Genomic DNA, 13,978 nt, shown 5'->3' on the forward strand with positions numbered 1-13,978 from the left:
CGGCCGAACGAAACCTGCAAAAAATCCACACGGATGTGGATGAACTTTATTTCAAGGAGGAAATTTACATGCGCATTAACCACAACATTTCAGCAGTAAACACGCACCGTAACATGGGCCTGAATACGACGGCTGCTGGCAAGAGCATGGAAAAGCTCTCTTCCGGCCTTCGCATCAACCGTGCGGCAGACGACGCAGCAGGCTTGGCAGTTTCTGAAAAGATGCGTGGACAAATCCGCGGTCTGGAAATGGCTCAGCGTAACGTGCAAGACGGTATCTCTTACGTTCAAACGGCTGAAGGCGCGATGAACGAAGTGAGCTCGATGCTCTCCCGTATGAAAGAGCTGAAAGTTCAACAAGCTAACGGAACCTATTCGGCCGGCGACAAAACGAACATCAGCACCGAACTGGATGATTTGGGCTCCCAAATCGACAGCATCATTGGTAACACCGCGTTTAATGGCGTAAACATCACCACCGGCGCTACGATTCAAATCGATGACGGCAGCCAAACCATCGCAATCGCGGGAGTTGCGACAACCGGTATCGTTGGCTTGGACAGCTCAGTGAGTTTGGCTGACGTCGAGACTGCCATCACCAATACTTCGACTCAACGCGCTATTCTCGGTGCGAAGCAGAATCGCCTTGAGTACACTTCTAATAACTTGGGCACGACGGTTGAGAACCTGACTGCAGCTGAATCCCGTATTCGCGATACGGATATGGCCAAGGAAATGGTTAACCTCACGAAGAACAACATCTTGCTGCAAGCTTCGCAAGCGATGCTTGCTCAAGCCAACTCCCAGCCGCAGGGCGTTCTGTCCTTGCTCCGCTAATCGTTGGAACAAATATCTCGGAGGCTTGGGTTTATCCCAGGTCTCCTTGTTTTTTGCAAGAAATAAATGAAACTATAAAGCTTTTGAATAATTAGCCGATATAAAGATGTAGCAGGTTCCGGGCGGCCGAACGAAACCTGCAAAAAATCCACACGGATGTGGATGAACCTTATTTCAAGGAGGAAATTTACTCATGCGCATTAACCACAACATTTCTGCAGTAAACACGCACCGTAACATGGGCCTGAATACGACGGCTGCTGGAAAGAGCATGGAAAAGCTCTCTTCCGGCCTTCGCATCAACCGTGCGGCAGACGACGCAGCAGGCTTGGCAGTTTCTGAAAAGATGCGTGGACAAATCCGCGGCCTGGAAATGGCTCAGCGTAACGTGCAAGACGGTATCTCTTACGTTCAAACGGCTGAAGGCGCGATGAACGAAGTAAGCTCGATGCTCTCCCGTATGAAAGAGCTGAAAGTTCAACAAGCTAACGGAACCTATTCGGCCGGCGACAAAACGAACATCAGCACCGAGCTGGATGATCTCGGCGCGCAAATTGACAGCATTATCAGCAATACGACTTTTAACGGCGTAAACATTACGGCCGGCGCTACGATTCAAATCGATGACGGTACTCAAACGATTGCGATTGCAGGGATTTCCACTACCGGAATCGTGAGTCTGAGCAGCGGGTCGGCATTGACAGCAGTTGAGAATGCAATTGATCGCACATCCACAGAACGTGCAATCCTCGGTGCGAAGCAAAACCGTCTGGAATACACCTCCAACAACCTGGGCACGACAGTAGAGAACCTGACCGCAGCCGAATCCCGTATCCGCGATACGGACATGGCGAAAGAAATGGTTAACCTCACGAAGAACAACATCTTGCTGCAAGCTTCGCAGGCGATGCTTGCTCAAGCCAACTCCCAACCGCAGGGCGTGCTTTCCTTGTTGCGTTAATCGTTGGAATGATCGTTTCAGAGACCTTAGCTCAGCTAAGGTCTCTTTTTGTTTTGTACTAAATTTTATAAAGGCGATCGTCGATATAAAAGGTATGAAGCCAAAGGGCGGTGTGTCAGATGAACGTTCAGTCGGGCAATAACGTTACGCAAGCGCAATTCCAACAGACACCTATGATCAGAACCGGTCCTCAAACGAATGGTTCCGTTACCGCGAATTCAGCAGTCAAGCTGGTTCATACAGGCAAAGAGATGCAGAATGCGGAATTGCAAGGAGTTAAAATCTCCATCGGCGAGGAACAGTTGATTAAAGCGATTGATCGGGCGATCAAGGCGTTGGAAGGCCCGACGACGTCGTTTGAAATGAAAATGCATGAAAAAACAAATACGGTAGTCGTCAAAGTGTTCAACAAAGACACGGGGGAATTGATTCGTGAAATTCCGCCGGAGAAAACGTTGGATCTGGTCGTGAAGATGATGGAATTCGCCGGCATATTGATCGACGAGAAAGTATAAGCGGGAGGCGATAACATGAGAATTTCAGGATTTGTTTCCGGTATGGACATTGACGCGATGGTCAAAGAAATGATGAAAGCCAAAAGAATTCCTCTGGATAAGCTGAACCAGCAAAAAACCACACTTGAGTGGCAGCGTGATCAGTACAGGGATATCAATACGAAGCTCGTCGATTTTAGAAACAATAAACTGTTTAATTATGGTTTGGAAAGCAACCTCAATGCCAAACAGGCTAACATTACGGGCAATACTTCGGCCGTCAGCGCTAAAGCGCTGCCCGGAGCATTATCGGGAACGATGACAGTTGACGTCTCAGTTGTCGCAACCGCCGCATACGCCAGAACGGGTGCTACCCAGACTACGACAGCGATCGACGGGAGCCAGACGTTGGATGCTCTCGGTTTCACCCCGACAGCGGCTGGAGCGGTGGATGCCAGCGGAAACTTCAATATCACGATGAACGGCTTTAATATCGTCGTAAATAAAAATGATACGCTTCGAACGGCGATCGGTAAGATCAACGCAGATACACGAGTACAATCAAACGTTTTTCTCGACGAAGCTTCAGGTAAAATGTCCGTAACGAAAAAATTAACCGGATCCGCAGCGACAGTCGACGTGTCGGATGCCTTTTTCAGCCGGTTTAAACTAACGGATACTGCGCCGGGTGTAGACGCTAAAGTTGCAATTAATGGAATCACGACCACGCAAAGTAACAATACCTTCACCGTTAATGGTGTGGAGCTTACCGTCAATGCGAAATCTCTCGGGTCAATCTCGACGGTGAATGTCGGCACCGATACAAATAAAATCCTAGATACCATCAAGTCTTTTATATCGGATTATAACAGCTTGCTGGATACGATAAATGGAAAATTGAACGAAGAGCGTTTCCGTAAATACACTCCATTGACGGCCGATCAAAAGACAGCGATGAAAGATAACGAGATCGCCTTGTGGGAAGAAAAAGCCAAAAGCGGTCTTTTGAGCCGAGACAGCACACTTTCGAAATTGGTCAATGATGCACGGCTTGCAGGCGTTACTGATGTAACCATAAACAGCAAGCAAGTAAATATGGTCTCATACGGTATCACAACTGGGCCTTGGCAGGATCGCGGCAAACTTGTCATCCAAGATGAGGCCAAATTGCGTGCCGCAATCGAAGCAAACCCCGATGAAGTGCTCAGTTACTTCACTCAACCGACGAAACAGACGGATGCGTCTTTAAAAATTCAACCGACCAACCCGGATAACGGCTTGTTTAACCGTTTATCGGACGTTATGATGGCGGCTTTGAATGAATTGTCGGCCAAAGCGGGCACAAATCGTTATAGTACCGACAAAAGCATTCCCTTTAAAGTGGACAGCACGATGGGCGAATTGCTCAAATCACTCGATAGGCGCATAGATGACGAAAATTCCAGAATGACGATGTTGGAAACAAGATATTATAAGCAATTTACCGCAATGGAAACCGCAATGAACCGATACCAATCGCAATCCAGCAGCTTATTCGGAGCGACGCAATAAGAGGAGTGAACAGAATGATTTACAGCCCGCTTCAGAAATATCAGCAATCCTCCGTACAAACTGCTTCGCCAGCCCAGCTGGTGCTGATGCTCTATGAAGGTGCCATCCGGTTTGTGAAACACGCGATTGATGGCATAGACAACCGGGATATTGAGAAAGCCAATACGAACTTCATCAAGGCTCAGCGGATTATCAATGAATTGACTGCCTCTCTGGATTATCAGTATCCGATATCGACCGATTTGGCCAGAATCTATGAATATATGACGCATCAACTGATCCAGGCGAACACCAAAAAATCGAAACAGCCTGCCGTTGAAGTTCTGTCTTATTTGATGGAGTTGAAAGAGGCTTGGTCTCAAGCGGCTAAGCCCCAGCCCCAGACTCAAACCGTCAGCAAGGAAACCGGTCATGGATGAACTTCTGAAGCTTGTCTTAGCCGAGTCCCAATCTCTCGGTACGTTGGATGCGTCAGCTGATTATGAACGGTATGAAAAACTTGTGGATCTTCGCCAATCTCTTACCGAAGCGATAGAATTGGCAAGCGGCGTAACACCGGAGCAAAAGAAAATGATTCAAGAGATTTTACGAAATGATGCGGTCATTTTACAGCATATGCAGAGTTTAAAAGATCAGGCGGCGGAAGGATTAACCCTTCTGCAAGCTGCGAAGAAACAAAAATCCGCTTATCAACTTACCGACTATTCCGACAGCTTTATGTTCGACAGGAAACAATAAATTACATCGATCAAGCGTGAAGAAACGCGACTGATTTGAGGTTGTGTATAGTCGCGTTTATTTCATTTTAAGAGCATATTTGGAGGAATAGCGATGAATAGCCCGACCATCGAAATCGAACCGATTTTGGATGATATAAGAGTTTTTATACCGCAATTGATTGAAGCTTGTAAGAGTGTTTCCGATCTGCTTTACGTACAGGTTAATCAGGAAACGTGGCACGAAGTTGGTCAGTTGCTGCAAGGAATAGACGACCTGTATAAATCGGTGAATGCAGTGTCTACGCACGTTGCAAACAGTGAGTTACATGCGCCTCTTTATCCGGCATTCGAAAGCTTTCTGTCTAACATGATGGGCGTTTTTAATGCCATGAATGGTCATATGGATGAGGAAGAGTACATACAAGCGGCAGATAATATTAAGCATGATTTCACTTCGTTATTTCATCAGTTAGCGATCTCGCTTGGCGAAACGAGGGAGGTTGAAGAAAGCAGATTTACCGCCAACCTCGCGTACTTATTGCAGCACCATAAATTCGTATATCAATCTGTACACAATATACAACCGGACCCGCGTAATTACAGGATTGATTATGCTCGTACCGGTCTTCCTAACCTGACGGTGACGTCATCTGACGGTAAAGCGATCGCTATGTATAGCAGATATGACCCCGAGTACGAAGCGATTCGATGGTGTGATTCCGTGTCCGAAACTGTTGATCATAAACAGAATGTGTTGATTTACGGTTTCGGACTCGGTTATCACCTGTTAGAACTATCGCGTAGAAATCCGGAGTATCGGTTTGTCATTTTCGAACCGGATGAGCAAGTATTGCTTGCCGCTATGCGAGCGATTGATCTCGAGTATTTATTCTCTAAAATGAAAGTGAAAGAGTTTATCGTCGGATGGAATGATGTCGTAAGAGATGAAAGCCTTGCTCAGTTTGCGCGTAACGAAAAAGGAGATACGGCGGTCTTATCTATTCCGATTTACGACAAATTGGATATTCGTAAAAAGCTGGAATTCTTTGAGGACGCGAAAACCGCTCTCATGCTTTATGAAATATCATCAAGAACCAGAACCCATTATGGATTGCCGTGGCTCGCAAACAAGGTGTATAATCTTGCGCACGTATTAGAGACACCATCCATCAGAGGTTTACGCGGAAAATTGAAAGGAATGACCGCGGTCGTTGTCGGAGCGGGTCCATCTCTAGAACCGGATATCGAACTTCTCCGAGAATTAAAAAATCATGCTTTGATCATTGCGGCAGGTACTTCTATACAGTCTTTGCAGCATTTTGGAATCACCCCTCATCTAATCGTGTCGATAGACGGGTCGGAAGAAAACTATAACGCCTTTAAACATCTGAGTGTGAACGATGTTCCTTTTTTGTTTGCTCCTCTGGTAAATCATAAAATCATTGCGGACAAGAACAAATTGTTTCACTTTTTATTCAATGGCGATATGACCAACCGCTATCTGATGGGTTGGACAAGCGACGACCCCGTGTTTAGTTCCCCTCCATCCGTAACCGGTCCGGCGATACAAGCCGCCATTTATATGGGGTGCACAGAAGTAATTTTAACAGGTCAGGATCTGTCATATCCGCGAGATCATATGTATTCTCCCGGTGCAAAACACGTAAGTCAGGCAGAAAACGACTTCCGGTTGAAACATGCGGAAATGCAGGTTGAGAATGTGGAAGGCGGAATGAACCGCACGAATGATATGATGCGGGTGACTCTAAGGGAGATTGAAAAATTTCTTAGCAATTTTCCCGACGTCAAATTTATCAACTGTTCACGATGGGGAGCTAAAATCAAGAACACGGAATTTCAACCAATGGAACGTGTTTTACAGCGTTTGAAAAATAAGGCCGTTGCGCCTGATCTGTTGGAGCAAGCGATGTCTGAGCATCTTGAGAAGTACAGTGAGACACGGAGGACTGAAATTAAAGATCGATTGTATCGAATCTCCGGGAGGTTCGAACAATTGGAAAAGGACATGACGCATATCCAAAATAAACTTAGACCCCTTCGTGAACAGGCTAGGAAAAAGCCAAGAAAAGCGCTGGATACAATGGTAGAAATCGAGGATATTTGGGGGCCAATCGTAACGGACGAACTGTTCACCGCGCTAATTGGTGTCGTGATTCCAGACGATGTTCGGGAATATGATCGTAACTTGCCGGAACTGGCGCAAGAAAAAGACACCGTACGAAAGGCTGATCTTTTTTGTGAAGTGCTGGATCCCTTGATAAAAGCTATGAAGCAATGCCTACCTCAGTTAGATATGATCGTCAAGGAAGCCATTGGTCGTGTAGAAGAGAAGGCACAACTCGCCGCGCATGAGCTTTCCAGATAAGGAGTGCAAGATGACTGATTATCGCAAAGTATTGGTGACAGGGGCGGACGGCTTCATCGGCTCGCATTTGACCGAGGCGTTGGTTCGCCGGGGTTATGAAGTCCGAGCTTTCACCCTGTACAATTCTTTCAACTCTTGGGGTTGGCTGGATAGTTGTGCGGAAGACGTCCAAGGTCATTTCGAAGTGTTTTCCGGTGATGTCAGAGATCCACATGGCGTTTCGGAAGCGATGAGAGGCTGTGATGCGGTCCTCCATCTGGCCGCATTGATCGCGATACCTTACTCCTATCATTCGCCGGACACATATGTAGACACGAACATTAAAGGAACGTTGAATATTCTTCAGGCGGCCAGACAGCATGGGATTCGTAAAGTCGTTCACACTTCGACCAGCGAGGTGTACGGTACCGCTCTGTATGTACCAATAGACGAGAAGCATCCGCTTCAAGGTCAATCTCCCTATTCGGCGTCCAAAATCGGCGCTGACCAGATGGCGCTTTCGTTTTACCGATCTTTCGGTTTGCCGGTTGGCGTTATCCGCCCATTTAACACGTATGGGCCCCGTCAGTCCGCTCGCGCCGTCATTCCTACTATCATCACACAACTGGCAGCGGGAAGTGAACGGCTGAAGCTCGGTTCTCTCCATCCGACTCGTGATTTCAATTACGTGGAAGACACTGTGAACGGGTTTATCGCATTTCTGAATTCCGATCAAAGCGCGGGGAAAGAAATCAATATCGGAAGTAACTACGAGGTGTCGATCGGCGATACGGTACGACTGATTCAAGATATTATGCGAACGAATGCTGAATTAATCACGGATGATCAACGGCTTCGCCCGGCGCTGAGTGAAGTGGAACGTTTGTGGGCGGATAACCGGAAAGCTGCGGAATTAATCGGCTGGAAGCCGGCTTTCGCCGGGGTGGAAGGATTAAAACGCGGACTGACTGAAACGATTGACTGGTTTCTTAACCCCGAGAATCGCGGAAGGTATAAAGACCAAATCTATAATATTTAATTCGAAGGAGGACAAGGACATGAGCGCTGATCCATTTCATCAGGCGGATGTCGTTGTAGCCGCCATTCGAAATGCTATTGAAGGAAATCCGCAACTGGCTGCGTTGCACCAGCCTGAATTTCGTGGAAACGAATGGGAGTATGTAAAAGACTGCTTGGATACCGGATGGGTTTCATCGGCCGGTAAATATGTTGAAGCATTCGAGGCACGGTTGGCCGAATATACGGGTTCAAAATATGCGGTAGCGGTCGTGAACGGCACGGCCGCTCTTCATATCTGCCTGCTTCTTGCCGGAGTCAACGCCGGCGACGAAGTGATCGTTCCCTCGCTGACTTTCGTGGCGTCTGCCAATGCCGTCAGCTATTGCGGGGCCATTCCTCACTTTGCGGATGTTTCGGAAGTCACGTTGGGAATTGACGTAAACAAGCTGGAACAATATTTGTCTGATATCGTAATCAATCGAGATAAACAAAGCTTCAATCGACACACCGGCCGGCCTATCAAGGCGGTCGTGCCTATGCATTCATTCGGACATCCGGTCGATCTCGAACCGATCGTGCAATTGTGCGAACGGTTTAACCTTGTACTGGTAGAAGATGCCGCGGAGTCTCTGGGATCTTGGTATAAAGGGCGGCATACCGGCACATTCGGGAGGTTGGCTGCACTTAGCTTTAACGGTAATAAAATTGTAACGACCGGCGGGGGCGGTGCGATATTAACGCAAGATGAGTCACTCGCCAGGCAGGCCAAACATTTGACGACTACAGCTAAGCTGCCTCATGCGTGGAATTTCGATCACGATCAGATCGGTTATAATTACCGGATGCCGAACTTGAACGCCGCTTTAGGTTATGGCCAGCTTGAAAGACTTCCGTCCTTCCTCAACAGGAAAAGAGAATTGACGGCCAGATATTTTGGGGAATTTGCAAAAGTTCCTGGGATTCGACTGTTTATTGAACCGGAGTTTGCACAGAGCAACTACTGGCTGCAGGTGCTCATGCTGGATTCACCCGATATAGGTTTACGCAATGAGATACTGCGCAGGACGAATGAGTCGGGGTTAATGACACGTCCTGTCTGGACTCCGATGCATAAGCTGAAGATTTATGAATCCAGCCCATCCATGCCTCTCCCGGTAACCGAGGAATTGGCAAAACGGATCATTAATATACCGAGCAGTCCCAACTGCGCAGGAGAAGAGTAATGAGAAAAATTTGTGTGATTACCGGATCCCGTGCCGAGTATGGGCTGATGTACTGGCTCTTGAAGGAGATCGAGAACGATCCGGAATTGACTCTGCAGCTTGTAGCGACCGGAATGCATTTGTCCCCGGAATTCGGACTGACCTATCGACAAATGGAAGAAGACGGCTTCGTTATCCATGCCAAAGTGGAAATGTTGCTCTCCAGCGATACTCCCGTCGGCATTTCCAAATCCATGGGTCTGGGATTGATCGGCTTTGCTGATGTATTCGCATTGTTGAAGCCGGATTTGATTCTGGTTCTCGGTGACCGTTATGAAATTATGGTTGCCGTTCAAGCGGCTATGATCGCAAATATTCCGGTGTGCCATCTGCATGGCGGGGAAAGTACGGAAGGCTTAATCGATGAAGCGATCCGTCACTCCATCACGAAAATGTCCCATTTGCATTTTACCGCTACAGAGAAGTACAGAGAACGCGTTATTCGCTTAGGTGAGCAGCCGGATCGTGTATTTAATGTAGGTGCTGTAGGACTGGATAATATAAAAAAGCTGCAACTGCTAGACAGGGAGTCGTTCGAGAAGTCCATCGATTTTCGGTTAGGCCCGCTGAACTTTTTGGTAACGTATCATCCCTTGACGCTGGCGCAGCGCGATTCGTCCGATTTAGTTGCTGATTTACTGCATGCGCTCGATCAGTTTCCGAAAGCTCACATCATTTTCACAAAACCGAATTCTGACATGGACGGCCGCATCATCGGGGAAATGATCGATCAATACGCAGCTCGTCACAAGGATCGATGCGTCTCGTTCGTGTCCATGGGCCAATTGCGATATTTGAGTGCCATTCAGCATGTCGACGCAGTGATTGGAAATTCCTCCAGCGGTGTGATCGAGGTGCCGATGTTCAAAAAGCCGACCGTCGATATCGGGGATCGACAGAAGGGACGCATGAAGTCTAGATCTGTCCTTGAATGCGGGGATTCGGCAGACGAAATTTCTTGTGCGATTCGGAAAGCTTTGTCGCCTTCGTTTCAGGAGGGGCTTCAAGATATGACTTCATTGTACGGCAATGGTGATACGGCGCCGCGCATCAAAGAGATCGTGAAATCGTATCCGTTAGACAGGATATTGATGAAACGTTTTTACGAGGGATGAACCCAATGAATGAACTCAAGATCGTTTTCATCGGTTGCGTACAATTCAGTTATGATGCTCTTACCGAACTATTAACGTTGCCTCTGAAGGATCGGATACGGATTACGGGTGTTATCACCCGAGAAAAGTCGGATTTTAATTCGGATTTCCGCAGCTTAAAGGAACTGGCGGAGTCAAAGGGCATTCCGGTGTTAATTGCGTCGGGCAACGATCAATCATCCATGGCCAAACAGATACGGAGCTGGAGTCCTGATGTTGTCTATTGTTTCGGTTGGTCCTATTTGCTGAGCCAAGAAATATTGAACATACCCAGACTGGGTGTCATCGGTTATCATCCGACGCTGCTTCCGGCCAATCGGGGGAGGCATCCGTTGATATGGGCCTTGGTACTTGGATTGAGCGAGACGGGCTCTTCCTTTTTTTTCATGGGGGAAGGTGCCGACAACGGGGATTTGCTACATCAGGCTCGATTGCCGATCGCCCAGGATGACGACGCTGCTTCTCTCTACCGTAAAATGACCGCAGTTGCTTTGGAGCAAATTCGAGAGTTCACGGTACTGCTCAGGGATGACCGCTATCGGCGAACGCCGCAAGACCATCAATCAGCCAACGTCTGGAGAAAACGGGGACAGGCCGACGGGCAGATCGATTGGCGCATGTCTGCCCATTCCATCTATAACCTGATTCGAGGATTAACAAGACCATACGTTGGCGCCCATTTTATGTATCAAGGCGAAGAAGTGAAAGTGTGGAAGAGCGACGTAGCTGTTGTTGAAGACAGACGTTCCCATATTGAGCCGGGAAAAGTGTTGCGTATAGAAGGTCATATCTTGTGGGTCAAATGTGGAGAAGGGGTCATTCGCCTTACGGAGCATGGGTTAACGAACATCCCGAAGGAGGGAGCTTACCTATGAAAAAAGTTTTGGTTATCGCACCACATCCTGATGATGAAACGTTGGGCTGCGGAGGTACGCTGCTTAAGCATATCGAGTCGGGCGACGAGGTGTATTGGTTGATCGTAACGGGGATTGACGTCAACTCGGGATATACTTCGGAAAGAGTGGCGGAAAGGGACCGGGAGATTGCGGAAGTCGCTCGTCTCTACCCATTTCGCCGAACGTTTTCGTTACATAAACCGACGACCAAATTGGATGAGCTTCCTTTCGGAGAATTGGTGCAGGATATGGCGGAAGTTTTCCGTGCTGTCGAACCTGACACCGTCTATGTGCCTTATCGCGGCGACGTACACTCGGATCATAAATACGTCTTTGATGCGGCGATCTCCTGTTCGAAGTGGTTCAGGTATCCTTTTGTGAGAAAAGTTCTGGCTTATGAAACGCTTTCCGAGACTGAGTTCGGGTTAAATCCGGATGCCAATGGATTTCGTCCCAATGTATATGTAAACATTAGTGATTTCATGGATAGAAAGTGGTCCATCATGCAAACCTTTGATTCGGAAATCGCAGAATTTCCTTTTCCAAGAAGCAAAGTGAGCATGGAAGCTTTGGCTCGTTATAGAGGCTCTGCTGCAGGTGTGCATGCGGCTGAAGCCTTCATGCTTCTCAAGGAGGTCATCCAGTGAGCGTTCGAACATATATCATTGCGGAGGCTGGCGTGAATCACAACGGTTCTCTGCAAATGGCCAAGCAGTTGATTGACGCTGCCCTGGAGGCAGGCGCGGATGCCGTGAAGTTCCAGTCTTTCAAAACGGAGAACGAGATCAGCCGTCATGCACCCAAGGCGGAGTATCAAACGGTATCGACGGACAAGGAAGAATCCCAATTCGACATGGTGAAAAAGCTTGAGCTGAACCAGGAAGCTCATGCCGAGCTCATTGCCTATTGCAAGCAGGAGGGCATTGAATTTTTGTCGACTCCCTTCGACCATGAAAGTGCAGCCATGCTTACCGATTACTTTCGGTTGAAAACGGTTAAGATTCCATCCGGCGAAGTGGTGAATGCACCTTTGCTGCTGCAAATTGCACGCACAGGTGTAGACATCATTCTATCAACCGGAATGTGCACTCTCGGTGAGGTGGAGTCGGCGCTTGCGGTGCTTGCTTTCGGTTACATGGGTCAAAACGGCCTTCCGACAACCGATCATTTTATGAAGGCCTATTATTCTTCTGAAGGACAAAGGCTGCTTCAGGAAAAAGTGACGCTGCTGCACTGTACGACCGAGTATCCGACGCCTTTTGACGATGTGAATTTACGTGTAATAGACACGTTCGCCCAAGCCTTCGGTTTGAAGACCGGTTTATCGGATCATACGGACGGAATTGCTATTCCGATTGCCGCGGTAGCGCGCGGAGCGCGAGTCATCGAGAAACATTTCACACTTGACCGCCGATTGCCTGGTCCCGATCACCAGGCATCCTTAGAGCCGTCCGATTTGAAGCGCATGATCGAAGGTATTCGTCAGACTGAGGCTGCCATAGGACGATCCGTGAAGGTTCCCGCTGCCAGTGAACAAAAGAATCTAGGCATTGTGAGAAAGAGTCTGGTCGCTTCCGTACCGATCCGAAAAGGGGAATTGTTCTCAGAATATAATTTGACAGCAAAGAGGCCGGGCACCGGTGTTTCCCCGATGCGTTATTGGGAATATTTGGGTATCTCGGCGAATCGCGATTACGAGGAAGACGAGGTGATTGACCCGCATGCTCTTGGGACGTGAACAAGCTGTTCGGTTGTTTCAGGAGCTGCCGGCGCCGCTGCAAATTCCGACGCTTCACCCCGACTACATATGGGCCGATGCCGCTAGAGATCCGGAGCTGCAGCCCGTTGTGTTCGCGTATATAGAGGGCAGGGATAAATGGATACATGGTTTTCATTTGTCCCGAATCGCAAATTCGAAGCATTATGACATACAATCTCCATACGGATATGGCGGGCCTGTTTCCTCGAATAGAGATCCGGACTTCCTTCGCAGAGCGAACGAACGATATGCCAAATGGTGTATCGAGACGGGAGTCGTAGCTGAATTTATTCGATTTCATCCTGTTATCCAAAATGCCGATATATATAGTGGACAAGCATGGGTCGACAGAACAACCGTTATCGTGAATTTAAACGATGAGGATCCAAGCCGCGGCTATCGGCAATTGACCAAAAGAAAGCTGAAACAAGCAATCAGTCAGGAAGTCCAGACACGTGTAGTGGACAGGGATACGTTCGCCGCTTTGTTTCCTGCTATTTACTCGGAGCTGATGCACGAACTTGAAGCCGAATCCTTCTACCATTTTCCTGCCGCGTATTTCGACGCACTCTTCAAGTCCCTGCCTTCTCTCTATTTAGCTTCTTATCTGCGGGAAGAAGTTGTGGCAGCTGCCGTATTCCCTCTAGGAGCCGAAGGGGCTGAATATTTGCTTGGGGCTTCGAACCAATTGGGTAAGCAGGCCGGTGCCATGGTTTCTCTCATGCATGAAGCCATTGTGTCGCTCAAGGAGCGAGGTTTCAATTGGCTTCACTTGGGCGGGGGCACCAACGGCTTATCGGACAATTCACTGTTATTTTTTAAACAAGGATTCTCTAAGCTTGAGGGTGATTTTATGATCGGCAAGACAGTATTCCTTCCGGATATCTATGAGCGATGGAAGCAAGAATGGAAGAAAGAACGCGGAAAATCGCCGGATCGAGTGCTGTTCTATCGTTATTAG

General features: G+C 48.1%; 14 protein-coding genes. All 14 read left to right on the top strand.

What is annotated here, in order from left to right; genetic code table 11:
* Positions 1-68: 68 nt before the first annotated feature.
* The 14 genes from E5161_RS12195 to E5161_RS12260 all read left to right on the top strand — a co-directional run bounded on the left by E5161_RS12195 (position 69) and on the right by E5161_RS12260 (position 13,978).
* Complete coding sequence (locus E5161_RS12195; protein WP_136778086.1) at positions 69-836, top strand: flagellin N-terminal helical domain-containing protein; 768 nt, start codon at positions 69-71, stop codon at positions 834-836.
* A gap of 193 nt (positions 837-1,029) precedes the next feature.
* Positions 1,030-1,797, top strand: a complete 768-nt coding sequence (locus E5161_RS12200; RefSeq protein ID WP_136778087.1) for a flagellin N-terminal helical domain-containing protein — start codon at positions 1,030-1,032, stop codon at positions 1,795-1,797.
* Positions 1,798-1,916: 119 nt separating this feature from the next.
* Entirely contained in the window at positions 1,917-2,312 is a 396-nt protein-coding gene (locus E5161_RS12205; RefSeq protein ID WP_246042199.1) for a flagellar protein FlaG, read from the top strand.
* Between the two features lie 15 nt (positions 2,313-2,327).
* Positions 2,328-3,842, top strand: a complete 1,515-nt coding sequence (fliD, locus tag E5161_RS12210) for a flagellar filament capping protein FliD (protein WP_136778088.1) — start codon at positions 2,328-2,330, stop codon at positions 3,840-3,842.
* 14 nt (positions 3,843-3,856) lie between these two features.
* Complete coding sequence (fliS, locus tag E5161_RS12215; RefSeq protein ID WP_136778089.1) at positions 3,857-4,261, top strand: flagellar export chaperone FliS; 405 nt, start codon at positions 3,857-3,859, stop codon at positions 4,259-4,261.
* Positions 4,254-4,580, top strand: a complete 327-nt coding sequence (locus E5161_RS12220; protein WP_136778090.1) for a flagellar protein FliT — start codon at positions 4,254-4,256, stop codon at positions 4,578-4,580. Before fliS ends, E5161_RS12220 begins: the two co-directional genes overlap by 8 nt.
* 93 nt (positions 4,581-4,673) lie before the next feature.
* On the top strand, positions 4,674-6,947 hold the full coding sequence (locus tag E5161_RS12225) for a motility associated factor glycosyltransferase family protein (protein WP_136778091.1): 2,274 nt from the start codon (positions 4,674-4,676) through the stop codon (positions 6,945-6,947).
* A gap of 10 nt (positions 6,948-6,957) precedes the next feature.
* On the top strand, positions 6,958-7,965 hold the full coding sequence (locus E5161_RS12230) for an NAD-dependent 4,6-dehydratase LegB (RefSeq protein ID WP_136778092.1): 1,008 nt from the start codon (positions 6,958-6,960) through the stop codon (positions 7,963-7,965).
* 19 nt (positions 7,966-7,984) lie between these two features.
* Positions 7,985-9,169 carry a LegC family aminotransferase gene (locus tag E5161_RS12235; protein ID WP_136778093.1) on the top strand — a complete coding sequence of 395 codons (1,185 nt, stop codon included), beginning with the start codon at positions 7,985-7,987 and terminating at the stop codon, positions 9,167-9,169.
* Positions 9,169-10,323, top strand: coding sequence for a UDP-N-acetylglucosamine 2-epimerase (gene neuC / locus E5161_RS12240; protein ID WP_136778094.1), 1,155 nt, complete (start codon positions 9,169-9,171; stop codon positions 10,321-10,323). The genes E5161_RS12235 and neuC overlap by 1 nt, the downstream gene beginning before the upstream one ends.
* A 5-nt stretch (positions 10,324-10,328) precedes the next feature.
* Complete coding sequence (locus E5161_RS12245) at positions 10,329-11,237, top strand: methionyl-tRNA formyltransferase (protein WP_136778095.1); 909 nt, start codon at positions 10,329-10,331, stop codon at positions 11,235-11,237.
* A complete protein-coding gene (locus E5161_RS12250; RefSeq protein ID WP_136778096.1) occupies positions 11,234-11,905 on the top strand; it encodes a PIG-L deacetylase family protein in 672 nt (223 codons plus the stop codon). Before E5161_RS12245 ends, E5161_RS12250 begins: the two co-directional genes overlap by 4 nt.
* Positions 11,902-12,996, top strand: coding sequence for an N-acetylneuraminate synthase (neuB, locus tag E5161_RS12255; RefSeq protein ID WP_136778097.1), 1,095 nt, complete (start codon positions 11,902-11,904; stop codon positions 12,994-12,996). The genes E5161_RS12250 and neuB overlap by 4 nt, the downstream gene beginning before the upstream one ends.
* A complete protein-coding gene (locus E5161_RS12260; protein WP_136778098.1) occupies positions 12,980-13,978 on the top strand; it encodes a GNAT family N-acetyltransferase in 999 nt (332 codons plus the stop codon). Before neuB ends, E5161_RS12260 begins: the two co-directional genes overlap by 17 nt.

It is taken from the genome of Cohnella pontilimi (assembly GCF_005049045.1).
Lineage (GTDB): Bacteria > Bacillota > Bacilli > Paenibacillales > Paenibacillaceae > Cohnella > Cohnella pontilimi.